The following is a 25,542-nucleotide window of genomic DNA, read 5'->3' on the forward strand; positions in this document are numbered from 1 at the left end:
AAAGAGAGGTTTAGGCTCCGGATGCACCGGCGGTCGCGTCATGTTCAGTTCGACCCCGGCCATGGACTCGCCGGATCCCGTGGATCACCGCCACCGTTCGGGCCCTCGGGCCCCAAAGCGGAACCGGGGGCGGAACCGGGCGCTCCGGACGGCTCGCCCGGCGTGCCGTCCGGCCCTGAGGGGGCCCCGTCGCGCCACCGGCGCAGCAGGCCGTGGGGTACTTCCTCCGCGGTGACGGCATAGCAGATGTGGTCGCGCCAGGCGCCGTCGATGTGCAGCTGGCGCCGCCGCACTCCCTCGTCGCGAAAGCCGAGTTTGGCCACCACACGCCGACTGGCACGATTCTCCGGGCGGATGTTCGCCTCGATCCGATGCAGTCCGACGTGGAAGAACGCGTGGTCGACCGCGAGCGCGACCGCCGTCGGCGTGATCCCCCGGCCCGCGTGGCCACTGTCCACCCAGTAGCCGATCTGAGCCGATCTGGCCGACCCCCACACGATGGCGCCCACCGTCAGCTGGCCGACGAACCGGTCGTCGTAGAGGACCGCCCAGGGCATGGACAGCCCTTGGCGCGCTTCCCGGCGGATCGCCTGCAGCATGGCGATGTAGGGGGAGAGCCCGGTGGAGCGGAGCGGCATCTCGGGATAGGTCGGTTCCCAGGGCCGCAGCCATTCCTCGTTGCGGGCGCGGGTGTCGCGCAGAGCGACGGCGTCGCGGAGCCGCAGCGGGCGCAGCACGACCGGCCCTTCCCTCAGGGTGACGGGCCACCCTTGCCTGCGATTCACGACCGTCCCTCCGATGCCTCCGGCGCCGCCGTCCCGGGGTTCGACACCGGCCCCGGCGCCCCGGGGCCTCTGTTGACGGTGACGCCTTCCAGTATTCCACCCCATGGGTGTGACGTGGCGCGCGTCACCCCTGCCGTCTGTGAATCGGTCGATTCAAAACTCGACTAGTCAACCACCAAAACCGAAACGATGGTCAAGGAATTACCTGGGTACGGAATGCCCGAGGTGTGATTCCGGTCATTGTCCGGCGTCATTAGCGGGCGTGTGGTCGCCGCCTCGAATCTGGTCCAGGGCGTGCAGGAGGACCGGTTCGAGCACGGTCATCCCGTCCTTCACCCCGCCGGTGGAGCCGGGCAGGTTGACCACGAGCATGCGGTGGCCGTCGCGCTCGGCCACGCCGGCCAGTCCCCGTGACAGGATCGCGGTGGGAACGCCCTTGTCCCGCCCGGCGGAGCGCAGCGCCTCGGCGATCCCGGGGATCTCGTAGGCCAGCAGCGGCCTGGTCGCCTCGGGCGTGTGGTCCTGCGGCGTCAGCCCGGTCCCCCCGCTCGTGATCACGGCGTCCGCGCGGGTGTCCAGGGCCCGGCCGATCGCCTCGGCCACGGGGGCGCCGTCGGGCACCACCCAGGGCCCCAGGACGGAGCAGCCCAGCGCCCGCAGCCGCTCGACGAGGACCGGCCCGGACCGGTCGGGGTAGACGCCCGCGGCCGCCCGGTTGGAGGCCGTGACGACGGCGACGCGCGGCACGGGGTCCTCCTCGCGCTCACTCACCGCGCCTCCAGTGGCCCTTCTTGCCGCCCGTCTTCTCCTCGACCCGGACCTGGGTGACCTCGGCCTCGGGGTCGAGCGCCTTGACCATGTCGACCAGGCCGAGGGCCGCGGTCATGACACAGGTCAGGGCTTCCATCTCCACGCCGGTGCGGTCGGCCGTGCGGACCGTGGCGCTGATGTCCACCCCGTCGTCCGCCACGGTGAGCTCGACGTCCACGCCGTGCACCGCGATGGGGTGGCACAGCGGCACGAGGTCGGGTGTGCGCTTGGCTCCCTGGATCCCGGCGATCCGGGCGACCGCCAGGGCGTCGCCCTTGGGTACCTCGCCGCCCCGCAGGGCGGCGACGGTCCCGGGGGCGAGCAGGACCCGGCCGGTGGCCGTCGCGGTCCGCGCGCTCACCGTCTTGGCCGAGACATCGACCATGCGTGCCGCGCCGGACTCGTTCAGGTGGGTGAATCCGGAGGGGTGGTCGGCCCCCTCCGGCCGTGGGGTGTCGCTCATCGTGGCCAGTTTCCGCTCGAACGCCGAACGCGGCCCACCGGGGGTCGGCCGCGTGGGCGCCGTGCCGCGCCCACCACGAAGGTACGGCACCGCGCGCCCGTGTGTCGGCCGCGGGTCGAGCGGGTCCGGTCCCGGGGCCACGCGGACCGCATCGGGGGCCGGCCCGGGTGGAGCCCGGTCAGGGCAGTTCGGGAAGGCGGACGACCTCGACGACCGCGCCCTCGGGCAGCTCGGTGGTGTCCTCGGGCACCACGACGAGGGCGTTGGCGCCGGCCAGGGCGGAGAGCTGGTGGGAGCCCTGGCGCGAGGCAGGGGCGACGGTGCGGCCCGCGGTCGCCCCCTCGGACTCCTCCGACAGGACGGCGCGCAGGTAGGAGCGGCGACCGGGCGGCGAGGCCACCGGAACGGTCAGCGCCGCGCGTGTCGTGGGCAGCGACCGGGGCTCCAGGCCCCGAAGCCTGAGCAGCGCCGGGAGCACGAAGACCTGGAAGGACACGTAGGCGCTGACGGGGTTGCCGGGCAGGGTGATGATCGGCGTCCCCTCCGGCCCCACGGTGCCGAACCCCTGTGGTTTGCCGGGCTGCACGGCCACCTGGGTGAACTCGACCGTGCCCAGGCGGCTCAGGACCTCCTTGACCACGTCGTAGGCGCCCATGCTCACGCCGCCGGTGGTGACGACGACGTCGGCCCGCCCCAGCAGGCCCTCCAGCGTCTCCATCACGGTGGCGGGGTCATCGCCGACGAAGCCGTGCCGGTGGACGTCGCACCCGGCCTCGCGCGCCGCGGCCGCGATCATGAAGCTGTTCGACTCCCAGATCTGGCCGTACCCGAGGGGATGTCCGGGTTCCACGAGTTCCTCGCCCGTGGAGAGCACCACGACGCGGGGGCAGGGGTAGACGGGTACGGTCCGGCGGCCGACCGCAGCCAGGACGCCCATCTCCCCCGGCCCCAGGCGCACGCCGGAGCGCAGCACCGTGGCGCCCTCGCGGACGTCGTCCCCCGCACGCCGGATGGCGTTGCCGACGCGGACCGGGCGGTCCAGGGCGACGGTCGCGGTGCCCCCGTCGGTCCACTCCACGGGCACGACGGCGTCGGCGCCCTCGGGCAGGGGCGCACCGGTCATGATGCGCGCGCACATGCCGGGCCGCACCGCCGTGGGCGTGGCGTCGCCCGCGGGGATGTCGGCGACCACGGGCAGGTGGACGGGGGTGTCGGGAGTGGCCTTGTCCAGGTCGGCGGCGCACACGGCGTAGCCGTCCATGGAGGAGTTGTCGAAGCCCGGCAGGTCCACCGGGGACACGACGTCGGCGGCGAGCACGGCGCCGTGCGCCCGCAGCAGGTCGAGTTCGGTGGGCTCGGGCGCGGCGATCAGCCCCAGGATGTCCGTGATGTGCTGTTCAACGGTCTTCACTGGAAGGTCCTCCCGGGTCGTGGGTCCGTTGGCCGCCTCCCCGCCCTCTGGAGGTGACCGGCGTCCCATTGTCCCCGCATCGGGGCAGCACGGGCCCGCTCGACCGGGGCGGGACCGGGGCGGCTCAGCCCTGTCCGGGCTCCTGCCGCTCGACGAACTCCCTGAGCCAGGGCAGCAGTTCGGCGCGAAGGTCGGGCCGGCGGCACGCGAAGTCCACGACGGTGCGGATGTAGTCGGCCTTGTTGCCGGTGTCGTAGCGGCGGCCGCGGAAGAGCACGCCGCGCACCGTCCCCCCGTCCTCGGGCTTGCGGCGGGCCAGTTCGCGCAGGGCGTCGGTGAGCTGGATCTCTCCGCCCCGGCCGGGCGGGGTCTCGTGCAGCACGGGGAAGACGGCCGGGTCGCAGACGTAGCGGCCGATGATCGCCCAGCGGCTCGGCGCCTGCTCCGGGGCGGGCTTCTCCACGAGGTCGGTGACGGTGACGACGTCGGGCTCGTCGGTGGGCTCGATCCCGGCGCAGCCGTAGAGGGAGACCTGTTCGGGCTCGACCTCCATGAGGGCGACCACGCTGCCGCCGTGTTCCTCGCGCACCTCGATCATGCGGCGGAGCAGGTCGGCGGACTCGATGAGGTCGTCGCCGAGCAGGACCGCGAAGGGGTTGTCGCCGACGTGCGCCTCGGCGCACAGCACGGCGTGCCCCAGGCCGCGCGGGTCCCCCTGTCGGACGTAGTGCATCTGGGCGAGGCCGTCGGACTCGCGTACGGAGCGCAGGCGCTCGTCGTCGCCCTTGGTCGCCAGCGCCTCCTCCAGTTCGTAGGCGCGGTCGAAGTGGTCCTCGATGGAGCGCTTGTTGCGGCCCGTGATCATCAGGACGTCGCGGAGCGTGGCCGCGACGGCCTCCTCCACGACGTACTGGATCGCGGGCTTGTCCACGATCGGCAGCATCTCCTTCGGCGTGGCCTTGGTCGCGGGAAGGAAGCGTGTGCCCAGTCCGGCAGCGGGCACGACCGCCTTGGTGACGGGAAGGGGCGAGGAACGGGGTCGTGTCTGCTCGGTGTCGGCACTCATGTCGGCACTGTAGGACAGTCGGTCATCGCGTCGTGGCCTCCACACCGGCGCTGATGACAAGAAGTCCCGGCGGTTTCGGGCGAAGGACCGGATTCCGCAACCCGGTGTTCACCATGAGCGAACGGCCGTGTCGGGGCGCGCTGATGGCACACTGAGCCCATGGGTGACGAAGGGGAGCGCGACCGGTCCGCCAAGCGGGAGCTGCGCCGTCGAGTCCTGGCCCGGCGACGGGCCAGGGAGGCGCCCGAGCGCGCGAGGGCCGGATCGGCGGTCCGGGACGCGCTCATGGCGGTGCCGTGGCTCTCGATGGCGGGAACGGTGGCCTGCTACTACTCCGTCGGCGGCGAGCCGGACACGCGCGGGCTGGTGAACGCGCTGTGGAAGCGCGGCACGTACGTGCTGCTGCCGGTCTTCCTGCCGGGGGGCGACCTGGACTGGGCCTCCTTCGACGGCCCCGACAGCCTGGCCGGGGCCGGGCACGGACTGCTGGAGCCGACCGGGCCCCGGTACGGCCCCGGCGCACTGGCCCGTGCGGACGCTGTCGTGTGCCCGGCCCTGGCGGTGGACCGCTCCGGTATGCGGTTGGGCCGCGGTGCGGGCTGCTACGACCGCGCACTGGCCGCCAAGGGGCCGCACACCCCGGCGATCGCGGTGGTGCACGACGAGGAGTGGGTGGAGCGGGTTCCGGCGGAGCCGCACGACCGCCCCGTGGACGCGGTGCTCACCCCGGGCGGCGGCCTGCACGTGTTCGACCCGGCCTCCCCGGTGTGGCCCGACCGCTGTGCCCGCACCGGCCCCTGAGGCCGGGAACGGGATGCGGAGAGCGCGCGGAGGGCGGGGACCGCGTCCCGCGTGGACTCCGCTCCTGGGACCGGTTCCGCCCGGAAGGCGGGCGGCGGGCGCGTGGCGCGGCCGGCGGTTCCGCGTGGCGGCCCGCCCGTGGAGGGGCGGGATTAAGCGGCCCGTGCCCGGCGTTGACGCTGACGGTCGCGCCCGACGACGCCCACGGCCCGGTCCCGCGGCCCCCACGTGCGTCCTTCGGGTGAGGTGCTGTCGCCGCCTCGGTCGGCGAGCGCGTACTATTTAGCAGTCAACGGGCGAGAGTGCCAGCATAGGAGGACCCGAACAGTGCCTACGTATCAGTACGCGTGCACAGAGTGCGGCGCCCAGATGGAGGTCGTGCAGAGCTTCAGCGACGACTCCCTGACCGTCTGCCCCGAGTGCGAGGGACGCCTGCGCAAGGTGTACTCCGCCGTCGGCATCGTGTTCAAGGGTTCCGGCTTCTACCGCACCGACAGCGGCAAGACCTCCAACAGCTCCGTCGTCACCGGGTCCGGCGAGGGCAAGGACGGTGGCACGGACACGAAGACCGATGCCCCGGCCGCCGCGAGTGCCTCGTCGGACTCCACGACGTCGTCCTCCTCCGACTCCACCGCGTCCACGAGCGGCTCGTCCGCCTCCGGCAGCGGTAGCAGTAGCAGCAGCGCCGCCGCGGCGAGCTGAGCCGCCGCGGCCGTTGACCGCGTGACCGCGCCGCCGTGCCCTCGGCGGCGCGCCGCTGTTCTCCCCCGGCTGCGGCCGTTGCGCCGCCGCGCGCGGCGGCACCGGACCCGGGGTCCGGACCCGTGGCCCCGCACCCCGCTCCCTCCGCGCGATTCCCCCTGTGGACAACCGCCCGGTGGCCGGCGCCCGGCCTAACGTCGACGTATGGCCGACGTATCACCCCCCTACCGGCACCGCGGCGCCCTCACGCGCCTGGTCGACCGGCACCGGCGTGTCATCGCCACCCTCCTGGCCGCCGCGGCGCTCCTCGGCGCCGTCCTGGCCGTGCGGCCCCTCTCCGCTCCCGCCGTCGAGGTACTCGTCGCCGCCCGCGACCTGGACGCCTCCTCCCCTGTCGCCTCCGGTGACCTCATCACCCGCGCCCTGCCCGCCACCGCGGTCCCCGAGGGAGCCCTGGGACCCGCGGCGGAGACCGGCGGACGCACCCTCAACGCCCCGGTCCGCCAGGGCGAGGTGATCACCGACGCCCGTCTCACGGACCCTCCCGCGCGGGCCCACGGACCGGACCTGATCGCGGTCCCGGTGCGCGTCGCCGATCCCGGCGCGGTGGCGCTGCTCTCCCCCGGAAGCCGGGTGGACGTCCTCGCCGCGACCGGGGCCGGCGACCTCCCGTCGGCCCGGGCCGGACCGGCCTCGGAGGTGGTACGGGACCGGCCCGTTCTGGCCCTGCCCGCGGCCGGGGAGGGCGGGGAGAGCGGGGCGCTCATCGTCATCGCCGCCACCGCGGCGGAGGCGCGGGAGCTGGCGGGTCACGCGGCGCTCTCACGACTGTCCATCACCATACGCGGTTGACCGACGACGATTCGTGGTGAAAGCTGGTCAGGCTCTTGTCCCGGGCACTCCGGACTTGTCCGCCCCCGCCCCCGGGGGTCGAGTCGACGGGACCGAGCATCCCGCACACATCAACACGAGAACGTAGGACAGTTCCCATGGAAGGCTTCAAGAAGTTCCTGCTCAAGGGCAACCTTGTGCAGCTGGCGGTCGCGGTCGTGATCGGCGCCGTCTTCGCCGAGCTCATCACGGCGTTCACCGAAGGGTTCATCACCCCGCTCATCGGGGTCTTCGGCGGTGTCCCCACCTTCTCCGACCTCTACTTCGAGATCAACGGCAGCAGGTTCCTCTACGGCGCGTTCGTCGACGCTCTCTTCTCGTTCCTGCTCACGGCCGCGATCCTGTACTTCTTCGTGGTGATGCCGGTCGGCAAGCTCCTCGAGAGGTACGCCAAGGCGGAGGAGGCCACCACGCGGTCCTGCCCCTTCTGCTTCAACGGCATCGACAAGAAGGCGACCAAGTGCTCCTCCTGCACGAGTGAGGTCCAGCCGGAGACCGTCTGAGACACGGCGGGGGCGGCGGCCCGTACGGACCACCGCCCCCGTGGGTCGCCATCGTCAGCCGCTGTACTCCCAGTGCCACGGCTCGAACGGACTCGACTTGGCCCAGGCCGGGTGGTGCCAGCCGTACTCCCCGCCGTTGGCCTCCATCCAGTTCCAGCGCTCGGACCGGAAGTTCTGGATCCCGCAGCCGAGGTCGATCGCCTGACCGAGGCCGTGGTTGCTCGTGCCGGGGACGGCGGCGAACCCCGGCGCGACCTCGCCGTACACGCGCTGCTGGTTGGGCAGGTCCCGGTAGGCGCTGGTGATGCAGATGTTCTCGCCGTACTTCTCCACGTACTTCTGGTTGAGCATGAGGAAGTCGATCGCGGCGTCGGCCCGTAGGAACTTGTCGTCGTAGAGCTCGCACAGGGCCTCCTGCGGCAGGAGGCCGTTGGGGTAGCCGTTGGCCTTGGACGCGGCGCTGGCGTCGCAGTTGCCCGCCGCCATATAGGTCTCCAGGTCCAGGCCCCGGGCGTCCAGCTCGTTGACCAGCTCCTCGGTGCGCGTCTCCGACAGCTCGCGCAGTTCCTCCACGTCGGCGGCCAGCTCGGCCTGCTCCAACTGGGTGGACGTCTGCAGCTCCTGCGCTTCGCTGGTGAGCTCCACCTGCTCCTCGCGCAGGTCCGTGGCGTCCTGGATCAGGGCCTGGTTGTCCTCGGAGATCTTGGCCGCGTAGGACTGCGTCTGCAGGTCCTCGTCGAGTGACCCCGAGGCCAGGACCGCCAGCACTCCGCCGCTGGGCTGCTGGTAGAGCGTGCTGGCCAGCCGGGCGAGCGGCTCGCGCATGTCGCGGAGCTCGGCCTCGGTCTGCTGGAGCTCGTGGATGGTCCCCACCAGCTCCTCCTGGGCGCTCTCCAGGGCCTCCGCGCGCTCCGCCTGTTCCTCGGTCGCCTGTTCCAGTTCCTCCGCGGCGGCCTCCGCCTGCTCGCGCAGTTCCTCCAGGTCCTGCGCCGAGGCCGACGGCATCGCCCCGGGAAAGGGGGGAACGACGAGCAGCGCGGTGGCGATGGCGAGTGCCAGCGCCTGCGCGAACCGCACCCGCCCGTGGGAAAACGCCGCGAACGTGGTCGGTACCCCGCTGATACCCGGTACGCGGGACCTCCGCCGCGCCGAATCAGAAGTGAACGGCACGAATGATCCTCCGGCTGCTTTTCCTCGAACACCTACCCGTGGCCGCAACGCAACGTACTACATGTCCACATGCGGTCACACGGAGCCGAACCGTCCGAGGGTCTCTGGTCGGTATAATTTCGCGCCCTTCGGCGGCCGCACCCTCCGACACCTGATATCAGACCAGTTCACAGCGGCCTCAGCTGCGATCCGAGGGCGCCGGCAAGGGGCGCCCCTGGTGCGCGCGCGGCCTGACAGCCACACACACTATGAACAACATCACACCGCTGCAAGGACAACCAATCGTAGGCCAGCGTACTCCGCCACGCCCCCAGCGTCCCCGCGCAGCGCCCGGGGGACACCGAACGGCTCCCCATCCACCCGGATCCTGGGTTAGTCTTGGCCTGGCGATGGGCGACCTCTGGCCCTCGTCCGCGAGGCTCCATAGCTCAGGGGATAGAGCACCGCTCTCCTAAAGCGGGTGTCGCAGGTTCGAATCCTGCTGGGGCCGCCGCTGTGAACCGGGGCTCCTCGACACGAGGAGCCCCGTTCGCGTTCGCGGGCCCCTACCGGGCCCCGAGGCCGCCCGGGCGCCATGACGGGGCCCGCCCCCGCGGACGGCTCACCCCTCCGCGTCGAGCCCCACGAGTCCGCCCCGCGCCTCGACGGCGAGCGGGAGCCGCGAGACGGGGACGCCCTGGCCTGGGTCCTGCGGGATGCGCCTCCACACGCCGGGCCGTTCTCGACGAAGGGGCGTGGACCGCCGCGCCGATCGGTTTCGCGGCGCTCGACAGTCCATACTGCGAGACAACCGCGACTGTGGAGGTCACCATGCGCAACCCGAGCCTGGACAGGCTGGACGGTCTCATCGGCAGTTGGACGGTCACACTGTCGGACGCCTGGTTCCTCGAACCGGCGGGCACCGAAGTACACGGCCGGGCGACCTTCGAGTGGCTCGCCGACGCGTTCGTCGTCATGGCCTGCGAGCTCGGCGGGCACCCCGGGTACGAGCTCGTGATCGGGTACAGCGACGCCCGTGGGGAGTACACGGCGCTCTACCACGACGAGCGCGGGGTGTCCCGGCGGTTCGCGATGACCTACGACGCAGTCGGCTGGACCATGAGCCGCGAGGATCCCGACTTCCACCAGCGCTTTGTCGCCACGGTGGAGCAGGACGCGGTCAGGGGCCGCTGGGAGGCATCGGACGACCAGGGGCACACCTGGCGCAAGGACTTCGACCTGACCTTCGTCCGCGACACCGGACGCCCCCCGGCACACGGGCCGAGGCCGACCGACGTGTCGCCATGACAGCGCGGCCCCCGACCCGGACCATGGTGACCGGAAGACTCAGCGCCGGTCCCGGGACCGGACGGAACGCCATCGGGGGACCATCACATCCATGACGCACGCGGACCAGCCCAGGGACGGCCAGTCGCACGACCGCCCGCGCCAGCGCGGCGCCTCCAGCTCGGCCATCTCCGGGGCGCTGCGGCGTACGCCGCACCCCGGACCACAGCACTGGGGCGGACCGCGGCCCCGGCGCACGCCCGCGGAGCCGCTCTTCACCGCCGGGCCCGTCCCGCCCCCGCCGCGCCGCGACCCCTGAGCACGGCGGAGGGGCGGCGGTGGAACGGCGGCGGGCCCGCTCGTGGAGGCCGCCGAGGAGACGGGGCCGTCGTGCGCGCGGAGGGCTCAGGCCGGGCCGGTCACAGGAACGGACGCCACGGGGCCAGCACGATCTCGCTGAACTTGGCGGCGAACGGGCGCGCGCTCCACTCCTCCAGGGTGAGCTCGCGCGCGTTGCCCAGGTCGTTGCGGAAGACCTCCTCCAGGTGCTTGGCCACGCCCTCGTCGAACAGCTCCACGTTGATCTCGTAGTTGCCCGTGAGGCTGAGCCGGTCCACGTTGGCGGTACCGACGGTGCTCCAGTGGCCGTCCACCGTGGCGGTCTTGGCGTGGACCATGGCGTCCTCGTACAGCCACAGCCGCACACCGCCCCGTAGCAGGGCGGTGTACTGCCCCCGCGCCATCCAGTCCGCCAGGACGTGGTTGGACTCCTCCGGGACCAGGACGTTGACGTCCACGCCCCGGGCCGCGGCATCGGTGAGCGCGCGCAGCAGCTCGCGGTCCGGGATGAAGTAGGCCATCGTGAACAGCACCCGGTCGCGGGCCCGGTCGATCGCCTCCAGGTACATCGCCCGGATGGGGTAGATGAGCTGTTCGGGGACGTTGCGGTGTACACGCAGACGGGAGTCCCACTCGGTGTGGCCGAATCCGGACAGCTCGGGCTGTCCCGGCGCCCGGTTCATGTTCCAGAAGTCGGAGAAGGCGTTCTCCAGCTCCCACACCGCCGGGCCGGTGACGCGCAGATGCGTGTCGCGCCACTCCGTCGCGTACAGCGAACCCACGTTGTACCCGCCGACGAACCCGGTCTCGCCGTCCACGCACAGGATCTTGCGGTGGTCGCGGCCGGACTTGCGGACGTTCAGCAGCAGCACGCCGGGCCGGAACGCCGGGTAGCGCAGGACGTGCACGCTCGGCGGGAAGTCGAAGAAGCCGCGGGGCACGACCAGGTTGGCGAAGCCGTCGTAGATGACGTAGACGTCCACGCCGCGGGCCGCCGCGTCGACGAGCGCCTGCTTGAACTCGCGGCCGACGCGGTCGCTCTTGACGATGAAGGACTCGAACAGGACCCGGCGCCGCGCGCCCCTGATCGCGGCCAGCATGTCGGTGTACACGTCCTCGCCGTACGTGTACACGGTGGCGGTGCTCCCGCCGACCGGGAGCTCGGCCGGCAGGGTGCGCGGGAACTCCACGCGGTGCTGGCGCACGCGCTTGCGCCAGTGCCCGATCACCATGATCACGGCGGCCACCGCGACCTGTGCGGCCGCCATCCCAGCGATGCCCCATTTGACCGCTGACACGAGGGTGGAACGTCGCAAGTTGGCCTCCCGAGGTGGGCGCCCGAAGAGTCGGGGCACACCCGACGCCGAAGGGCCGCCGCGTACCGGCACACGATGGACCCCCACCGTATCCCGGCGGCCCTCCCTGCGACCCGCACACCCGTGACGTGTTCCGCGTCAGTCCTGGTCGCGGCGCCGACACACCAGGAGCTCCGTGGTGGGGCTCTCCCGCCGGGTACGCACCAGACGGCGCTCCAGCGGGTACAGCGCGGCGCCCGCCAGCCAGCCGGTGGGACCGGTCAGGGCGGCCAGGCGCAGTACACCGCCCCAGGCCTTGCGCCACGGGAGGGAGGCGTCCACCTGGGCGTTCATCAGGACGAGCATGGGGACGCGGCGGACCAGGTCGAACCCGGACTTGTTCGCGGTGCCCACGATCCACTCCAGGGTGCGGTTCACCTGGTGCTCGCCGCGCTGCTCCGGGCGCTGGAGGCAGTTCTCGGACAGGATCAGCGTCCCGCCGGGGCGCAGGACCCGCGCGAACTCGCGCAACGCGCTCGCGTAGCGGTCGTCGTCGGTGATGTGGAAGAGCATGTCCATACAGGACAGGGCGTCGAACGAGGCGTCGTCGAAGGCGTCGAGGTCGGCCGCGTCCTGACGGACGAAACGGTGGTCGGAGTAGCGTTCGCGCAGCCGGGCGACGGCGGCGTCGGTCATGTCGCAGCCGGTGATGTCGGCGGCCCCGAGCCGCTCCCACAGGCGCACGTAGAAGCCGGTGCCGCTGCCCACGTCCAGGACGCTGGAGCCCGACAGGCCCAGGCGCCCGGCCTCGTGGAGGAAGACCTCCTCCCGGACCCGGTACATCCACGTGTTGAAGGGCCGCCCGAGGGACCGGTAACCGACGCCGCTCTCGGTCCAGTCCCGTTCGAGGCGGCGCTCCCAGAAGTCGCGGAGTTCGCTGTGCGTAGCCATGGACCCACTTTCACACCGCGGGGGCCGTGAATCCCGTCACGGGCTCGGTGTTTCGCCGACCGCTCGGCGGGTCAGGCGGGCCGGTGGGCGACGATACGGTCGAAGAACCCCCATGCCAGGCGGTCGTGGCGCTCGACCTCGAACCCGAGCTCGCCGACGATGTCCAGCGGCCTGCGACGGGGGCGCGCCTTGCGCTGTTCGCGCACGCGCAGCGGCCAGCGGGTGTACTCGATGTGGTCGACCAGTGCCAGCCGCCCACCGGGGCGGAGCACCCGCCACATCTCGGTGAGGGCCGCACGCTGGTCGGGAATGGCGCACAGGGCGAGCGCGCACACCACCGAGTCGAACTCGCCGTCGCCGAAGGGCAGGTCCTGGGCGTCCCCCTCCACGAGGGTGGCGTCGATGCCGGCCGACTCCGCCCGTGTCCGGGCGCGGGAGAGCATGCCCGGGCTCAGGTCCACACCGGTCAGGTCGGTGCCGGGCGGATAGTAGGGCAGGTCGCGCCCGGTTCCGATCGCGACCTCCAGGACGCGGCCCCGCGCCCCGCCGCACAGCACTCCGCGGGTTCCGCCCAGCACCCAGCGGTCGGGGCCCGCGCCCCGGTCGTAGCCGGCCGCCATCCGGTTCCAGTCCCTCCGTGCCTCCTCGGTCCGTTCGTCCATGTCCGCCTCCGCCGTGGTCGCTCCGTGCCGGTCGCCTTGACCTCACGCCCAGTCTGGAAGTTAATGTCGACATGAAGTCAAGCGATGGCGAACTGACGATCGGCGAACTGGCGGGGGCCTTCGGTCTGGCCACCCACGTCCTGCGGCACTGGGAGTCGGTCGGGCTGCTCCACCCGGCACGGCGGGTGGGCGACCGGCGGCGGTACACCGACGACCACCGGTTCCGGGTGGCGCTGATCGTGCAGGCCAAGGCGGCCGGGCTCAGCCTGGAGCAGATCCGCGAGGTGGTCGAGGCCCCCGACGGCAGCACTCGGCGCGACCGGCTCGCGGCGTTCCTGACCGAGTTGGACGAGCGGATCGAGCGGCTCCGGGCGGCCCGGGAGATGGTGGCGCACGCGGTCGGCTGCCCGCGGGAGGACTTCCTCGCCTGCGCCCGGCTGCGGGAGATCCTGCACGACTGCCGGGCACACGAGGACGGCACGGCGCGTGCGCACGCCCGCGAACCGTTCGGCGGCGATCGTGTCGGGGCCGAACGGTAGGGCCCCGGCCGTCCGCCCCTGTCGGGGATCCCGCGTGGTCAGCGCCTGACGGAGGCGATCCGGCCCATGACCGGGCGCCTACCGCGCCGGTGGGACACCCAGCCGGTGCACCAGCTCTGCGAGCTCCCGGGGGCGGGAGACCTGGGGGCAGTGGCCGGCGTCGACCTCGACCACCCGCGCGCCGAGGCGCTCCCGTGCGACCCGGCGCATCCACTCGGGCCGCAGGACGCGGTCCCGGGTCGGCAGGACGAACGTGGCCGCAGGCGGGTCGAAGGGCTCCGGCGCCTGCCCGTACAGCCCCATCGGGTGCCACAGGCGCACGGTGGACAGACCCCACCGCAGGGTCACGAGGTCGCAGTCGTGGAAGAGGAAGTAGGCGGCCGTCACGGGGTCCTCCGTGGGCGGTTCGGTCAGTCCGCGCCACTCGTCGGAGAAGATCTCCTCGCCCTCGGCCGCGACCTGGTCCAGGAAGCTCACGCCGCCCGGGTCGGGCACCGCGGCTCCCACCCACACCGTGTGCCGCGCCCCGAGCGCCGAGGCGACGGCCGGGAGCAGCAGTCCGGCGCCCGAGTGCGCGACGACGACCGGATCGCGCACGTCGGCGGGCACCTGGCCGCGGAGCAGGTCGAGGTGGTCGGAAGCGAGCGCGCCGGTGTCGCCGATACGCAGTTCGGGCCGGAAGGTGCGATGGCCGAGGCCGTCGAGGAGTTCGGTCACCCGCTCCCACCCGGCGGGGGCCTGCGTCGTGCCGTGCAGGAAGATGACGTCCATGCGGTCATCATCGGCATCACACGCCCCTCGGACACCCTGGTTCGCGCCGAGCTGAACGAGCCGGGAGCCCGCCGACCCCGCTGTCCCCGGCAGCGGTCATAATCCGGACCATGGTCTTTCCCCGGGTCATCGCGACCGATCTCGACGGTACCCTCCTCCGCCCCGACGGCTCCCTCTCCGCCCGCTCCCGCCACGCCCTCGGCCTCGCCGCCGAGGCGGGGGCACGCGTGGTGGTCGCCACCGCCCGACCGCGACGCGCCACCGACATCGTCTCCGACCAGCTCGACTGCGGCGCCGTGGTCTGGAACAACGGTTCCCACTTCCGGACCGTCGGCGGAAGCGACCGCTTCCGCGCGATCGGCCCGCCCACCGCCCGCACGGTCATCGAGAAGCTCGGCCAGGCGCTGCCCGAGCCGGGGTTCGGCGTGGAGACGGGCGCCGCGTTCTTCCACGAGCCCGCCTACCGCCCGGGGCCGATGTCCGTCGGCTGGGAGCGGGAGGTCGTCTACTCCACGGAGGAGCTGGTCGACCGGGCCACCCCGGTCGCCAAGCTCGTGGTCCGCTCCCCCGACGAACCCGTCCACCTCATGCACGAAGCCGCCGTCACGGCGGTCGGCCCGCTGGTGGAGATCACCTATTCCGGCGCGCACAGTCTGCTGGAGCTGAGCGCCCCCGGGGTGACCAAGGGCAGCACCCTGGCGCTACTGTGCGAGGAGTGGGGTGTGGCGGCCGAGGAGGTCGTGGCCTTCGGCGACATGCCCAACGACCTGCCCGCCCTCACCTGGGCCGGCCGGGGCTACGCGATGGCCGGGGGCCACCCCGGCCTGCTCGACCCCGCGCTCGGCCTCCACCGGGCCCCGTCCAACCGGGAGGACGGCGTGGCCCAGATCGTCGAGCGCCTCCTCACCGACCTCTGAACCCACCCACCACCCAACCCCTGGAGGTGGGACGCGCACGCGCGGGCCCACGGGGCTCCAGGGGGTGGTGGTAGGTCATTCGGCCGCCCCCCGGGGGGGTGATCCGGGCCGAAGCAGGAAAGGCTGCGCCGCAGGCGTCCGTTGAGGGTGGTGGCGGGCGACGGCGTGGGCACGAGCGGAGGCCCAAAGCAAGCACGGCGAAGGGGCGGCCGGGGCCCGCAGGAGGAGACAAGCCGAAGCAGGAAGGACTGCGCCGCAGGCGTCCGTCGGCCGCCCCCTGGGGGGTGATCCGGGCCGAAGCGGTCCCGCCAACCGTCACCACAGGGGGGTTGATCCGGGCCGAAGCGAGGAACGAGCGGAGGCCCAAAGCAAGCACGGCGAAGGGGCGCGCCGGGGCCTGCAGGAGGAGACAAGCCGGAGCGAGGCACGAGCGCAGGCGCAGGCGACGACGAAGGACCCGGCATCAAGCGCCCCGAGTCAGACCCCGTCCACTTCCTCGTGGTACGTGCGGCGGGTCCGCTCGGTGTGCTCACCCATGAGCCGCAGTGCGGCGTTCGCGTCGCGGGCCTCGATCGCGTCCACGAGGTTCTCGTGCTCGTCCCAGGAGGCCGCGCCCCGGATCCGCGCGACGGGGGCGTAGTACCAGCGGACCCGGCGGTCGACCTGGCCCGCCAGCTCGGCGAGCACCCGGTTGCCCGAGGCTTCGGTGACGGCGCGGTGGAAGTCGGCGTTGGCCTCGACGACGGCGTCGGTGTCGGCTCGCTCGGCCGCGCCGCGCCCCACCGACACCAGCTCGCGCAGCCGGGCGATCTGCTCGGGTGTGGCGTGTTCGGCCGCCAGGCGCGCGGATTCGGTCTCCAGCAGGCCGCGCACCGCCAGTAGCTGGTCGGCCTCGCTCTCCGTGGGGGTGTGCACGAACGCTCCGTAGCCGGGCCGCAGGTCCACCCATCCCTCGTTGCTGAGCCGCTGCATGGCCTCGCGCACCGGCTGCCGGGACACGCCCAGCGTCTGGGCGAGTTCGGTCTCGACCAGGTGCTGGCCTGGGGAGAGGGCGCGGGTGGTGATGAGGTCGAGGATGGCCTCGTACACGGCCTCGCGCAGCGGTACCGGGCGCTGGACCCGACTCGTGGCGGCGTTCAATCCCTGCGGGGACATAGGACGGCTCCCGGATCCGTGCGTGGTCATTGCAGACAGTGTACGAAGGACAATGCCCGTGCGAGTCGCGTCGGCACCGCCACGAGTGCGACCGTCCCGTCGGCCGCGGCCCAGGACGGGGACCCGCGAGAGCGGGCTCGGACGCGAATAAGCGGAGAAGTTTCCGATCCGTCCGCGTCGAGCATTCCTTCTCTCCCTGCCGCTGAGGGGTATGGCGATTCTTGGAGAGTACTGTATACAGTATGTGAATGGGAAGGAGTTGCTCATGCGAATCGCAGTCCTGGGCGCCGGGGCCATCGGAGCCTACGCGGGCGCCGCCCTGCACCGAGGCGGCGCCGACGTCCACCTCGTCGCCCGCAACGAACACCTGAAGGCCATGCGCGAGAACGGCGTCCGGGTCCTCAGCCCGCGCGGCGACTTCACCGCGCACCCGCACGCGACCGACGACCCCTCGGAGATCGGCCCGGTCGACATCGTCCTCCTCGGCCTCAAGGCCCAGTACTACGCGGACTGCGGCCCCCTGCTGCGCCCCCTGCTCGGCCCGGACACGGCGGTCGTCGCGGCGCAGAACGGCGTCCCGTGGTGGTACTTCCACGGCGTCGGGGGCCCGCTGGCCGGGCACCGGATCGAGAGCGTGGACCCCGGCGGCGCGGTCAGCCGCGTCATCCCCGTCGAGCGCGCCATCGGCTGTGTGGTCTACGCGGCCACGGAGATCGCGGGCCCGGGGGTGATCCGGCACATCGAGGGCACCCGGTTCTCCATCGGCGAGCCGGACCGCTCGGACTCCGCGCGGTGCCGCGACCTCCAGGCCGCGATGGAGGCCGGCGGACTCAAGTGTCCCGTCGAGCACGATGTGCGGCAGGACATCTGGGTCAAGCTCATGGGCAACATCGTCTTCAACCCCCTGAGCGCCCTGACCCGGTCGACCATGGCGCAGATCTGCCGCAACCGCTCCACGCGCGACCTGGCCCGCACGATGATGAGCGAGACCCTCGACGTCGCCGCACGGCTGGGCGTACGGCCGACCGTGTCGATCGACCGGCGGCTGGCCGGCGCCGAACGCACCGGCGACCACCGCACCTCGACCCTGCACGACCTCGAACGCGGGCGCACCATGGAACTCGACGTGATCCTGTCCGCCGTCGTCGAACTGGCCGATCTGACCAGTGCCCCCGTTCCGACGCTCCGCGCGGTCGACGCCGTCGCGGGGCTGCTGAACCAGCGCGTGGCCGCGGCGTCCTGAGTCCCGGCGGCCCGAAGGCGTGTTCCGTCCCGGCACCCTTGTCCGACTCGACTCCATGCTGTATCCAGTATCCAACGGCCACGACCACCAAGCGAGGCCCTCATGGACTTCTCCGCCCCCTACGACCGACTCACCCGACCCCTCGTCCGCGACGGCGGCGAGCTGCGCCCCGCTTCCTGGGAGGAGGCGCTGGACCGCGCGGCCGCCGGGTTCCGCCGCGGCGTCGAGGAGCACGGCCCGAACTCCTTCGGGATGCTCTCCTGTGCCCGCGCGACCAACGAGATGAACTTCATGGCGCAGAAGTTCGCCCGCGTCGTGATCGGCACCAACAACGTCGACTCCTGCAACCGCACCTGCCACGCGCCCAGCGTCGCCGGGCTCTCGGCCGCCTTCGGCTCCGGCGGGGGGACCTCCTCCTACGCCGAGGTCGAGGACACCGACCTCATCGTCATCTGGGGCGGCAACCCCCGCTTCGCCCACCCGATCTTCTTCCAGCACGTGCTCAAGGGGGTGCGCAACGGGGCCCGGCTGTTCGTGGTCGATCCCCGCCGCACCTCCACGGCCGAGTGGGCCGACCGCTGGCTCGGCCTCAACGTCGGCACCGACATCCCGCTGGCGCACGCCATCGCCCGCGAGATCCTGCACGCGGGACTGGCCAACGAGACCTTCGTCCAGCGCGCCACCAGCGGCTTCGAGGAGTACCGTGCCCTGGTGGAGCCGTGGACGCTCAGCGCGGCGGAGGCCGAGACCGGTGTGCCCGCCGAGGCCATCCGCGAGCTGGCCCACGCCTACGCCCGCGCCGAGCGCGCCCAGATGTGCTGGACGCTCGGCATCACCGAGCACCACAACGCCACCGACAACGTCCGTGCCCTCATCAACCTCGCCCTGCTCACCGGCCACGTCGGCCGGTACGGCTCGGGGCTCAACCCGCTGCGCGGCCAGAACAACGTGCAGGGCGGCGGCGACATGGGCGCCATCCCCGACCGCCTCGCCGGCTTCCAGGACATCCTGTCCGAGGAGGTGCGCTCGCACTTCGAGAGCGCGTGGGGGCGCCCCATCCAGGGCACCAAGGGCAAGACCCTGACCCAGATGTTCGAGGCGATGGAGGAGTCCGAGCTCAGGACCCTCTACGTCATCGGGGAGAACCCGGTCCAGTCCGAACCGGAGACGCACAAGACCACGAGCCGCCTGCGCAACCTCGACCACCTGGTCGTGCAGGACATCTTCCTGACCCGCACCGCCGAGCTGGCCGACGTGGTGCTCCCGGCCAGCGCGTCCTGGTGCGAGTCGGACGGGACCTTCACCAACAGCGAGCGCCGGGTGCAGCTCGTCCGCAAGGCCCTCGATCCGCCCGAGGGCGCCCGGGACGACATCGAGATCATGTGCGACCTGGCGACCCGGCTCGGGTACGACTGGGAGCGCCCGGCGGCCGAGGACATCTGGAACGAGGTGCGCTCGCTCTCGCCCATGCACCGGGGCATGAGCTACGCGCGCTTGGAGGAGCACCAGGGCATCCAGTGGCCGTGCTTCTCCGAGGACGAGCTGGAGCCGAGCTTCCTGCACCGGCGGCTGTGGGCCCAGGATCCGGCCGAGCGCGGCGAACCCGCGCCCTTCGGCATCGTCGGCCACTCCCCTCCGGTGGACCTGCTGGACGAGGACTTCCCCTTCCGGCTGACCACCGGCCGACGGCTGGACGACTACAACACGGGCGTGCAGACCGGCGGGTTCTCGTCCCCGCTGCGCCGCGGCGAGCTGCTGGACCTGTCCCCCGAGGACGCGGCCAAGCTCGGCGTGGCGGACGGGGAGGTCGTCCGGGTCTCCTCACGCAGGGGCTCGGTGCTGGTGCCGGTGTCGATCAGCGACGCCATGCGTCCGGGCCTGGTCTTCATGACCTTCCACTTCCCGGACCAGGTGGACACCCAGTTGTTGACCATCGACGCCACGGACCCCATCGCAGGGACGGCCGAGTACAAGGCCGCCGCGGTGAGCATCGAACGGGTCACCGCGGGCGCCGAGGAGCCGGTCTCCGCCCGTTGAGGCGCCACTCCGCGGTCGGAGCCGCCGCCCGCCGGGGCCCGTGGAGGGCCCCGGCGGCGGGAGGCTGCCCGGAACACCCGGACCGCCCGCTCGTCCCTCGGGGTGGGCGGCCGCGGCCACGGGGCCACCCACCCGGACCCGGACCCCCACCCGGTTCACACCGGGGGGTTGTCATCCGGCCGCACACATCATACTGTCCACTGCATACAGAATCCTGTGATCTGGCTTACACGCGATGGAGAGGTGACCCAGGCGTGGACCTGAGATTCCTGGACGAGACGCCCAACGAGGCCGAACGCGAGGCCGTCGACTCCGTCCTGGGACCGCCCGAGTCCGGTTGGGACGGCGGCACCCGGCTGGACACCGACCTGCGCTACGCCCGGGGCGGCCACGCGGCACGCGACCGGCGCGACCTGCTCCTGCCCGCACTGCACGCGGTCAACGACCGTGTCGGCTGGATCAGCCCCGGCGCGCTCGACCACGTCTGCCGCCGGCTCACCATCCCCCCGGCCGAGGCCTACGCCGTCGCCTCCTTCTACGCGATGTTCGCGCTCCAGGAGCGTCCCCGGCGGGTCGTGCACCTGTGCACCGACATCGCCTGCGCCGCCAAGGGTTCGGAACCGCTGCGCGACCGGCTCGCCGAGCGCCACGGCCCGCCCGGCGGCCACGACGGCGAGGTGGCCTGGCACGAGAGCCCCTGCCTGGGGATGTGCGAGCGCGCGCCCGCCGCCCTGGCCATCGAGGCCGGGACCCGCCCCCGGTCCGCCGTCGCCGCGCCCGCCACCCCGGAGGCGCTCGACGCCCTGGCAGAGGCCGCCCCCGACGGCCACGCGAACGGCCACGGACCCGGCCCCGCGGCCAACGGCCACGGACCCTCCGACCGGGACCGCCCGGCCGCCCTCACCACCTTCGACGAGACCCCACTCGCCGGGAGCCACCCCGAACCCGACCCCGCCGACGCCGTTCCCGACGCCGGCTCCCCCGACCACGTCCTGCTCCGCAGGATCGGCCGCGTGGACCCGCTCAGCCTGGACGACTACCGGGCCGAGGGCGGCTACTCCGCGTTGCGCGAGGCCCTGCGGCTGGGCCCGGCCGGCGTGCTCCGCGAGGTCTCCGACTCCGGCCTGGTGGGGCGGGGCGGCGCTGCCTTCCCCACCGGACGCAAGTGGCAGGCGACCGCGAGCCGGCCCGACGGCCCGCACTACCTGGTGTGCAACGCCGACGAGAGCGAGCCGGGCACCTTCAAGGACCGCGTCATCATGGAGGGCGACCCCTTCTCCCTGATCGAGGCCATGACCATCGCCGGGTACGCGATCGGCGCCCGCACCGGCTACCTCTACATCCGCGGCGAGTACCCGCGGGCCCTGCGCCACCTGGAGAACGCGATCACCGTGGCCCGCGAGCGCGACCTGCTCGGCGACGACGTCCTGGGCTCGGGGTTCTCCTTCGACATCGAGATCCGCAGGGGCGCCGGCGCCTACATCTGCGGCGAGGAGACCGCCATCTTCGGGTCCATCGAGGGTGAGCGCGGTGAGCCGCGCACCAAGCCGCCCTTCCCCGTCGAGAAGGGGCTCTTCGGCAAGCCGACCGCCGTCAACAACGTCGAGACGCTGGTCAACGTGCTGCCGATCCTCCTCATGGGCGGGCCCGCCTACGCGGCGGTCGGGACCGAGGGCTCCACCGGGCCCAAGCTGTTCTGCCTGTCGGGCGGAGTCCGCCGTCCGGGCCTGTACGAGCTGCCGTTCGGCGCCACCCTGCGCGACCTCATCGAGGCGGCGGGCGGCGTGCCGGAGGGGCGCGGCATCCAGGCGGTCCTGCTGGGCGGCGCGGCCGGGGCCTTCGTCCGCGGCGACGAACTGGACATCCCCCTCACCTTCGAGGGGGCCCGCGCGGCGGGCACCACCCTGGGCTCGGGCGTGGTCCTGGTCCTGGACGACACCGCCGACCTGGTCGCCACGCTCGTCCGCGTGGCCGCCTTCTTCCGCGACGAGTCCTGCGGGCAGTGCGTCCCCTGCCGGGTCGGCACCGTCCGCCAGGAGGAGTCCCTGCTGCGGATCAGCCGGGGCGCGGACGCCGGGAGCGAGGTCGCCCTGCTGCGCGAGGTCGGCCAGGCCATGCGCGACGCCTCGATCTGCGGCCTGGGCCAGACCGCGTGGAACGCCGTGGAGTCGGCCGTGGACCGGCTCGGGCTGTTCGGCGCCGCGCCGGGCGCGCCCGCCGGGAAGCAGACCTCCTGATGCCCACCGCCACCAGAGCACACTCCGCCCCGGGCACGCGGGCGGCGACGAAGGAGAGCACATGACCGTCCCCGTTCACCTCGCACCGCCCAAGCGCCTGATCGACGCGACGATCGACGGCGAGGAGGTGCGCGTCCCGGAGGGCACCACGGTTCTGGACGCCTGCTCGGCGTCCGGGACGGAGATCCCGACCCTGTGCTACGGCGACACCCTGGCTCCGCGCAACGCCTGCCGGGTGTGCGTCGTGGAGGTGGAGGGCGCGCGCACGCTCGCCCCCGCCTGTTCGCGCAAGCTGGAGCCCGGCATGTCCGTGAACACCGACTCCGAGCGCGTGCGGCACAGCCGCAAGCTGGTCCTGGAGCTGCTCGGCTCCTCCGTCGACCTGTCCACCACCCCGAGGGTGCCGGAGTGGATGGAGCGCTACGAGGCGGAGCCGGGGCGGTTCGGCCCGCGCTCGGAGCCCGCGCCGCTCGGTGAGCGCGACGCCCGCCGCGCGGGCGAGCACGAGGCCGGGGACGGGTCGGTGGCGGCCACGGTCGAGCAGCCGCCCAAGATCGACAACGACCTGTACGTGCGCGACTACTCCAAGTGCATCATGTGCTACAAGTGCGTGGACGCCTGCGGCGACCAGTGGCAGAACTCGTTCGCCATCGGGGTGGCCGGCCGCGGGTTCGACGCCCGGATCTCGACCGAGCACGACGCGCCGCTGACCGACTCCGCCTGCGTGTACTGCGGCAACTGCATCGAGGTGTGCCCGACCGGGGCCCTGTCGTTCGCCACCGAGTTCGACATGCGCCAGGCCGGCACGTGGGACGAGTCGGCCCAGACCGAGACGACCACGATCTGCACCTACTGTGGGGTCGGCTGCAACCTGACGCTGCACGTCCAGGAGAACGAGATCGTCAAGGTCACCTCCCCGCACGACAACCCGGTGACCCATGGAAACCTGTGCATCAAGGGCCGGTTCGGTTTCCAGCACGTGCAGCGCCGGGGCGAGGGCTCGGCGCGGGGCGCGGAGAAGGACCCTCTGTAGGAACGGACCCGCGCGGGGCCGGTCGGCGTCCGCGCAGGACCCCGCGGAGGGTTCCGCACGAGCACTGGTTCGGTCACAGTAGAGGCGGATGCACCGGAAGGCGGTGGCGGTCATGGGTCGGGTCACGGTTCGCGACAAGGTGCTCAGGATCAGGGACGGGTCGGCGTCCGAGCGCGTGGACACGATGGTGGTGGAGGAGCCGCTGGAGATCCGGCTGGACGGCTCACCGCTCAGCGTCACCATGCGCACCCCCGGTCACGACTTCGACCTGGCGGCGGGCTTCCTGGTGGGCGAGGGCGTCATCGGCCGCGAGAGCGACCTGGTCGCCATCCGCTACTGCGCCGGGGCCACCGAGGACGGGTCGAACACCTACAACGTGCTCGACGTGACCCTGGCCGCGGGCGTCCCGGTGCCCGACACCTCGCTGGAGCGCAACTTCTACACGTCCTCCTCCTGCGGGCTGTGCGGCAAGGCCAGTCTGGACGCCGTGCGCACGAAGGCCCCCTGGGACGTCGGCGGGGACGGGATGCGGATCGGGACCGACACGCTCACGGCGCTGCCGGACCGCCTGCGCACCGCCCAACGGGTGTTCGACCGCACGGGCGGCCTGCACGCCGCCGGTCTCTTCACCCCCGAGGGCGAGCTGCTGGCGCTGCGGGAGGACGTGGGCCGCCACAACGCGGTGGACAAGCTGGTCGGATGGGCGCTGCGCTCGAACCGGGTACCGCTGACCGACACGGTGCTGATGGTGTCCGGGCGCGCCTCGTTCGAACTGGTACAGAAGGCCTGGATGGCCGGAATCCCGATGATGGCGGCGGTCTCGGCTCCTTCGTCCCTCGCCGTCGAGCTGGCCGCGGAGGCGGGGATGACCCTCGTCGGCTTCCTGCGCGGCAGCTCCATGAACGTCTACGCCGGACGGCAACGGATCCTTCTGGAGGGGGCGCCCGGCGCATCCCCTGCGGCCACCGAGGGAGTCCGCGTTCCGGGTCGGTAGACGCGGGCCCGGCCGGCGCGCTAGCCCCCTGCGCCGACCGGGCCCGACCCCGCGCCTGCGGCCCCCGGCCGCTCACGACCGGGGGCCGACCGGGATCAGCCGGTGAGGAGGGTGAGGTTCCACCGCTCCAGGATCGGGTTGATCGGCTGGAAGTAGGTGGTCCCGCCCGAGGTGCAGTCGCCCGAGCCGCCGGAGGTCACGCCCTGGGCCTCGGTGCCGGCCAGCCAGGAACCGCCGGAGTCGCCGCCCTCGGCGCACGCGGTGGTGCGCGTCAGTCCGTGGACGTGCTGGCCCCGGGGGTAGCGCACGGTCTGGTCCTTGGCCTCGATGACGCCGCACTGCCATCCGGTCGTCCGGCCCGAGCGGCACACCGCGGCGCCCACGGGCGCCTCCGCCGAGCCGGTGACCGTCACGGCGCCGCCGTCGTAGTCGTTGACCAGCGGGGTGGCGGTGAAGTCGGGGCTGGTGATCTCCACCCACGCCATGTCGCTCTTCGGGAAGACCGATCCGGCGACCGTGCCGATCTGCGCGGTGCCGGGCACGTCGTTCCAGGTGTCGGAGCCCTCGTCTCCGCAGTGGCCCGCGGTGACGTAGCCGCCCACGACGCCGAAGCCGATGGAGCACACGTACCAGCTGCCGGCGTCCTGGAAGTAGTAGGGGTTGCCGCCGACGATGTCGGTGTAGGTCCGCGGCCGGTCCGCGCTCTCCTGGACGGTGACGGCGTCCAGGCCCGCCTCGGCGGCCAGTGCCTCGGCGTCCTCGGCCGCGCCCTCGTCGACCTCGATGACGACGGTGTCCAGTTCGGGGTCGGCGTACCAGCCGTGGACGGTGGCGGGCGCGTCGGCCTCGTCCAGGGCCGCCACTCCGTCGGCGAGCACGTCTTCGCCGTGGGAGACCAGATCCGGTACGGCCCCCGCTCGGCGGACGTCGCCGAGTGCCCGTGCCTCGGTGACCTGGACGGTGAGTTCGTGGGTGTCGGTGTCGAAGACGGCGCCGCCGAAGTCGGAGCCGAGCTCCTCACGCAGCTCGGCCTCCAGTTCGGCGGCCTCGTCCTGGGCGTCGAGCAGGTCGGTGACACCGGCCTCGCTCAGACCGAAGGCCTCCTGCATGGCGGCCATCTGCTCGGCGGGGATCTCGTCAGCGGAGACCGCGCTGGTGGCGGTCAGAGCCAGTCCGAACGTGAGGGTGGTGGTTCCGACGGCTCGTCCGAGGGGGGATCGATGCAAGATGTTGCCCTTTCCTGGGGGACCTGGACAGGAGCGCGCTCCTGAGCCAGGAGGGTGGACATTTCGCCCGCGTGTTCACTGGGTGGTGAACACCGGGCCAAAGTAAAGGACCTCCCAGTCGGACGGCAACAGGATGAACACGCTCCGAAGTCGGGCATTTCACCAGGAGAGGACACGCATATCCGCGAGGAAATCGGGCATCGTGGGAGCGCTCTCAGTCCGCCGCGCATCTATCGCGGACACACCCCGGGCGCCAGAGGGGGTGCGTGGCCTGA

Annotated in this window: 25 protein-coding genes and 1 tRNA gene; 14 read left to right on the forward strand and 12 right to left on the reverse strand. The window is 72.5% G+C overall.

What is annotated here, in order from left to right; genetic code table 11:
* Positions 1-44 precede the first annotated feature (44 nt).
* The 5 genes from M1P99_RS07620 to galU all read right to left on the reverse strand — a co-directional run bounded on the left by M1P99_RS07620 (position 45) and on the right by galU (position 4,535).
* On the reverse strand, positions 45-785 hold the full coding sequence (locus M1P99_RS07620; protein ID WP_304451949.1) for a GNAT family N-acetyltransferase: 741 nt from the start codon (positions 783-785) through the stop codon (positions 45-47).
* Positions 786-1,022: 237 nt separating this feature from the next.
* Complete coding sequence (locus M1P99_RS07625) at positions 1,023-1,556, reverse strand: molybdenum cofactor biosynthesis protein B (RefSeq protein ID WP_304451950.1); 534 nt, start codon at positions 1,554-1,556, stop codon at positions 1,023-1,025.
* Positions 1,549-2,058 (reverse strand): cyclic pyranopterin monophosphate synthase MoaC, encoded by a 510-nt coding sequence (gene moaC, locus M1P99_RS07630; RefSeq protein ID WP_304451951.1) that lies wholly within the window; start codon positions 2,056-2,058, stop codon positions 1,549-1,551. Before moaC ends, M1P99_RS07625 begins: the two co-directional genes overlap by 8 nt.
* 178 nt (positions 2,059-2,236) lie before the next feature.
* Positions 2,237-3,469 carry a gephyrin-like molybdotransferase Glp gene (glp, locus tag M1P99_RS07635; RefSeq protein WP_304451952.1) on the reverse strand — a complete coding sequence of 411 codons (1,233 nt, stop codon included), beginning with the start codon at positions 3,467-3,469 and terminating at the stop codon, positions 2,237-2,239.
* Positions 3,470-3,593: 124 nt separating this feature from the next.
* Complete coding sequence (galU, locus tag M1P99_RS07640; RefSeq protein ID WP_304451953.1) at positions 3,594-4,535, reverse strand: UTP--glucose-1-phosphate uridylyltransferase GalU; 942 nt, start codon at positions 4,533-4,535, stop codon at positions 3,594-3,596.
* 159 nt (positions 4,536-4,694) lie between these two features.
* Here galU and M1P99_RS07645 point away from each other — a divergent pair, with 159 nt between their 5' ends.
* The 4 genes from M1P99_RS07645 to M1P99_RS07660 all read left to right on the forward strand — a co-directional run bounded on the left by M1P99_RS07645 (position 4,695) and on the right by M1P99_RS07660 (position 7,432).
* Positions 4,695-5,336, forward strand: a complete 642-nt coding sequence (locus M1P99_RS07645; protein ID WP_304451954.1) for a 5-formyltetrahydrofolate cyclo-ligase — start codon at positions 4,695-4,697, stop codon at positions 5,334-5,336.
* Positions 5,337-5,663: 327 nt separating this feature from the next.
* Positions 5,664-6,038 carry an FmdB family zinc ribbon protein gene (locus M1P99_RS07650; RefSeq protein ID WP_304451955.1) on the forward strand — a complete coding sequence of 125 codons (375 nt, stop codon included), beginning with the start codon at positions 5,664-5,666 and terminating at the stop codon, positions 6,036-6,038.
* 204 nt (positions 6,039-6,242) lie between these two features.
* Positions 6,243-6,890, forward strand: a complete 648-nt coding sequence (locus M1P99_RS07655) for an SAF domain-containing protein (RefSeq protein WP_304451956.1) — start codon at positions 6,243-6,245, stop codon at positions 6,888-6,890.
* Positions 6,891-7,027: 137 nt separating this feature from the next.
* On the forward strand, positions 7,028-7,432 hold the full coding sequence (locus tag M1P99_RS07660; protein ID WP_304451957.1) for an MscL family protein: 405 nt from the start codon (positions 7,028-7,030) through the stop codon (positions 7,430-7,432).
* Positions 7,433-7,486: 54 nt separating this feature from the next.
* Here M1P99_RS07660 and M1P99_RS07665 read toward each other — a convergent pair whose 3' ends face one another.
* Positions 7,487-8,602, reverse strand: coding sequence for a D-alanyl-D-alanine carboxypeptidase family protein (locus M1P99_RS07665; protein WP_304451958.1), 1,116 nt, complete (start codon positions 8,600-8,602; stop codon positions 7,487-7,489).
* A 417-nt stretch (positions 8,603-9,019) separates the two neighbouring features.
* On the opposite strand from M1P99_RS07665, the gene M1P99_RS07670 reads away from it, so the two are divergent.
* The 3 genes from M1P99_RS07670 to M1P99_RS07680 all read left to right on the forward strand — a co-directional run bounded on the left by M1P99_RS07670 (position 9,020) and on the right by M1P99_RS07680 (position 10,187).
* A tRNA-Arg gene (locus tag M1P99_RS07670) sits at positions 9,020-9,092 on the forward strand.
* Positions 9,093-9,412: 320 nt separating this feature from the next.
* Positions 9,413-9,889 carry a hypothetical protein gene (locus M1P99_RS07675; protein WP_304451959.1) on the forward strand — a complete coding sequence of 159 codons (477 nt, stop codon included), beginning with the start codon at positions 9,413-9,415 and terminating at the stop codon, positions 9,887-9,889.
* 91 nt (positions 9,890-9,980) lie between these two features.
* The gene (locus M1P99_RS07680; protein ID WP_304451960.1) at positions 9,981-10,187 is read left to right on the forward strand and encodes a calcium-binding protein; all 207 of its coding nucleotides are present in this window, start codon (positions 9,981-9,983) and stop codon (positions 10,185-10,187) included.
* Between the two features lie 100 nt (positions 10,188-10,287).
* Here M1P99_RS07680 and M1P99_RS07685 read toward each other — a convergent pair whose 3' ends face one another.
* The 3 genes from M1P99_RS07685 to M1P99_RS07695 form a co-directional block, all read right to left on the reverse strand.
* Positions 10,288-11,523 (reverse strand): phosphatidylserine/phosphatidylglycerophosphate/cardiolipin synthase family protein, encoded by a 1,236-nt coding sequence (locus M1P99_RS07685; protein WP_304451961.1) that lies wholly within the window; start codon positions 11,521-11,523, stop codon positions 10,288-10,290.
* A gap of 138 nt (positions 11,524-11,661) precedes the next feature.
* Positions 11,662-12,453 carry a bifunctional 2-polyprenyl-6-hydroxyphenol methylase/3-demethylubiquinol 3-O-methyltransferase UbiG gene (locus tag M1P99_RS07690; RefSeq protein WP_304451962.1) on the reverse strand — a complete coding sequence of 264 codons (792 nt, stop codon included), beginning with the start codon at positions 12,451-12,453 and terminating at the stop codon, positions 11,662-11,664.
* Between the two features lie 71 nt (positions 12,454-12,524).
* The gene (locus tag M1P99_RS07695; protein WP_304451963.1) at positions 12,525-13,115 is read right to left on the reverse strand and encodes a class I SAM-dependent methyltransferase; all 591 of its coding nucleotides are present in this window, start codon (positions 13,113-13,115) and stop codon (positions 12,525-12,527) included.
* A gap of 71 nt (positions 13,116-13,186) precedes the next feature.
* On the opposite strand from M1P99_RS07695, the gene M1P99_RS07700 reads away from it, so the two are divergent.
* Complete coding sequence (locus M1P99_RS07700) at positions 13,187-13,654, forward strand: MerR family transcriptional regulator (protein ID WP_304451964.1); 468 nt, start codon at positions 13,187-13,189, stop codon at positions 13,652-13,654.
* Positions 13,655-13,732: 78 nt separating this feature from the next.
* Here M1P99_RS07700 and M1P99_RS07705 read toward each other — a convergent pair whose 3' ends face one another.
* Positions 13,733-14,425, reverse strand: a complete 693-nt coding sequence (locus M1P99_RS07705; RefSeq protein WP_304451965.1) for an alpha/beta fold hydrolase — start codon at positions 14,423-14,425, stop codon at positions 13,733-13,735.
* A gap of 110 nt (positions 14,426-14,535) precedes the next feature.
* On the opposite strand from M1P99_RS07705, the gene M1P99_RS07710 reads away from it, so the two are divergent.
* Positions 14,536-15,342: an HAD family hydrolase gene (locus M1P99_RS07710; RefSeq protein ID WP_304451966.1), complete on the forward strand. Its 807-nt coding sequence runs from the start codon at positions 14,536-14,538 to the stop codon at positions 15,340-15,342.
* A 477-nt stretch (positions 15,343-15,819) separates the two neighbouring features.
* Here M1P99_RS07710 and M1P99_RS07715 read toward each other — a convergent pair whose 3' ends face one another.
* Positions 15,820-16,497, reverse strand: a complete 678-nt coding sequence (locus M1P99_RS07715) for a GntR family transcriptional regulator (RefSeq protein ID WP_304455622.1) — start codon at positions 16,495-16,497, stop codon at positions 15,820-15,822.
* Positions 16,498-16,762: 265 nt separating this feature from the next.
* Here M1P99_RS07715 and M1P99_RS07720 point away from each other — a divergent pair, with 265 nt between their 5' ends.
* The 5 genes from M1P99_RS07720 to fdhD all read left to right on the forward strand — a co-directional run bounded on the left by M1P99_RS07720 (position 16,763) and on the right by fdhD (position 24,041).
* Positions 16,763-17,740 (forward strand): 2-dehydropantoate 2-reductase, encoded by a 978-nt coding sequence (locus M1P99_RS07720; protein ID WP_304451967.1) that lies wholly within the window; start codon positions 16,763-16,765, stop codon positions 17,738-17,740.
* Positions 17,741-17,842: 102 nt separating this feature from the next.
* Positions 17,843-19,777, forward strand: a complete 1,935-nt coding sequence (locus M1P99_RS07725; protein ID WP_304451968.1) for a molybdopterin oxidoreductase family protein — start codon at positions 17,843-17,845, stop codon at positions 19,775-19,777.
* 254 nt (positions 19,778-20,031) lie between these two features.
* Positions 20,032-22,014 (forward strand): NAD(P)H-dependent oxidoreductase subunit E, encoded by a 1,983-nt coding sequence (locus tag M1P99_RS07730; RefSeq protein WP_304451969.1) that lies wholly within the window; start codon positions 20,032-20,034, stop codon positions 22,012-22,014.
* Positions 22,015-22,075: 61 nt separating this feature from the next.
* Positions 22,076-23,047 carry a 2Fe-2S iron-sulfur cluster-binding protein gene (locus M1P99_RS07735; protein WP_304451970.1) on the forward strand — a complete coding sequence of 324 codons (972 nt, stop codon included), beginning with the start codon at positions 22,076-22,078 and terminating at the stop codon, positions 23,045-23,047.
* A gap of 112 nt (positions 23,048-23,159) precedes the next feature.
* On the forward strand, positions 23,160-24,041 hold the full coding sequence (gene fdhD / locus M1P99_RS07740) for a formate dehydrogenase accessory sulfurtransferase FdhD (protein ID WP_304455623.1): 882 nt from the start codon (positions 23,160-23,162) through the stop codon (positions 24,039-24,041).
* 95 nt (positions 24,042-24,136) lie between these two features.
* On the opposite strand, the gene M1P99_RS07745 is transcribed toward fdhD, so the two are convergent.
* Positions 24,137-25,267, reverse strand: a complete 1,131-nt coding sequence (locus M1P99_RS07745; protein ID WP_304451971.1) for a S1 family peptidase — start codon at positions 25,265-25,267, stop codon at positions 24,137-24,139.
* Positions 25,268-25,542 lie beyond the last annotated feature (275 nt).

This window comes from Nocardiopsis sp. YSL2 (assembly GCF_030555055.1).
In the GTDB taxonomy this organism is placed as follows: Bacteria; Actinomycetota; Actinomycetes; order Streptosporangiales; family Streptosporangiaceae; genus Nocardiopsis.

Excerpts from the sequence above, each read along its gene's own strand:
- moaC (WP_304451951.1), bottom strand. The coding sequence starts at position 2,058 with ATGAGCGACACCCCACGGCCGGAGGGGGCCGACCACCCCTCCGGATTC.
- galU (WP_304451953.1), bottom strand. The coding sequence starts at position 4,535 with ATGAGTGCCGACACCGAGCAGACACGACCCCGTTCCTCGCCCCTTCCC.
- M1P99_RS07645 (WP_304451954.1), top strand. The coding sequence starts at position 4,695 with ATGGGTGACGAAGGGGAGCGCGACCGGTCCGCCAAGCGGGAGCTGCGC.
- M1P99_RS07655 (WP_304451956.1), top strand. The coding sequence starts at position 6,243 with ATGGCCGACGTATCACCCCCCTACCGGCACCGCGGCGCCCTCACGCGC.
- M1P99_RS07660 (WP_304451957.1), top strand. The coding sequence starts at position 7,028 with ATGGAAGGCTTCAAGAAGTTCCTGCTCAAGGGCAACCTTGTGCAGCTG.
- M1P99_RS07675 (WP_304451959.1), top strand. The coding sequence starts at position 9,413 with ATGCGCAACCCGAGCCTGGACAGGCTGGACGGTCTCATCGGCAGTTGG.
- M1P99_RS07680 (WP_304451960.1), top strand. The coding sequence starts at position 9,981 with ATGACGCACGCGGACCAGCCCAGGGACGGCCAGTCGCACGACCGCCCG.
- M1P99_RS07690 (WP_304451962.1), bottom strand. The coding sequence starts at position 12,453 with ATGGCTACGCACAGCGAACTCCGCGACTTCTGGGAGCGCCGCCTCGAA.
- M1P99_RS07695 (WP_304451963.1), bottom strand. The coding sequence starts at position 13,115 with ATGGACGAACGGACCGAGGAGGCACGGAGGGACTGGAACCGGATGGCG.
- M1P99_RS07700 (WP_304451964.1), top strand. The coding sequence starts at position 13,187 with ATGAAGTCAAGCGATGGCGAACTGACGATCGGCGAACTGGCGGGGGCC.
- M1P99_RS07705 (WP_304451965.1), bottom strand. The coding sequence starts at position 14,425 with ATGGACGTCATCTTCCTGCACGGCACGACGCAGGCCCCCGCCGGGTGG.
- M1P99_RS07710 (WP_304451966.1), top strand. The coding sequence starts at position 14,536 with ATGGTCTTTCCCCGGGTCATCGCGACCGATCTCGACGGTACCCTCCTC.
- M1P99_RS07715 (WP_304455622.1), bottom strand. The coding sequence starts at position 16,497 with ATGTCCCCGCAGGGATTGAACGCCGCCACGAGTCGGGTCCAGCGCCCG.
- M1P99_RS07720 (WP_304451967.1), top strand. The coding sequence starts at position 16,763 with ATGCGAATCGCAGTCCTGGGCGCCGGGGCCATCGGAGCCTACGCGGGC.
- M1P99_RS07725 (WP_304451968.1), top strand. The coding sequence starts at position 17,843 with ATGGACTTCTCCGCCCCCTACGACCGACTCACCCGACCCCTCGTCCGC.
- M1P99_RS07735 (WP_304451970.1), top strand. The coding sequence starts at position 22,076 with ATGACCGTCCCCGTTCACCTCGCACCGCCCAAGCGCCTGATCGACGCG.
- fdhD (WP_304455623.1), top strand. The coding sequence starts at position 23,160 with ATGGGTCGGGTCACGGTTCGCGACAAGGTGCTCAGGATCAGGGACGGG.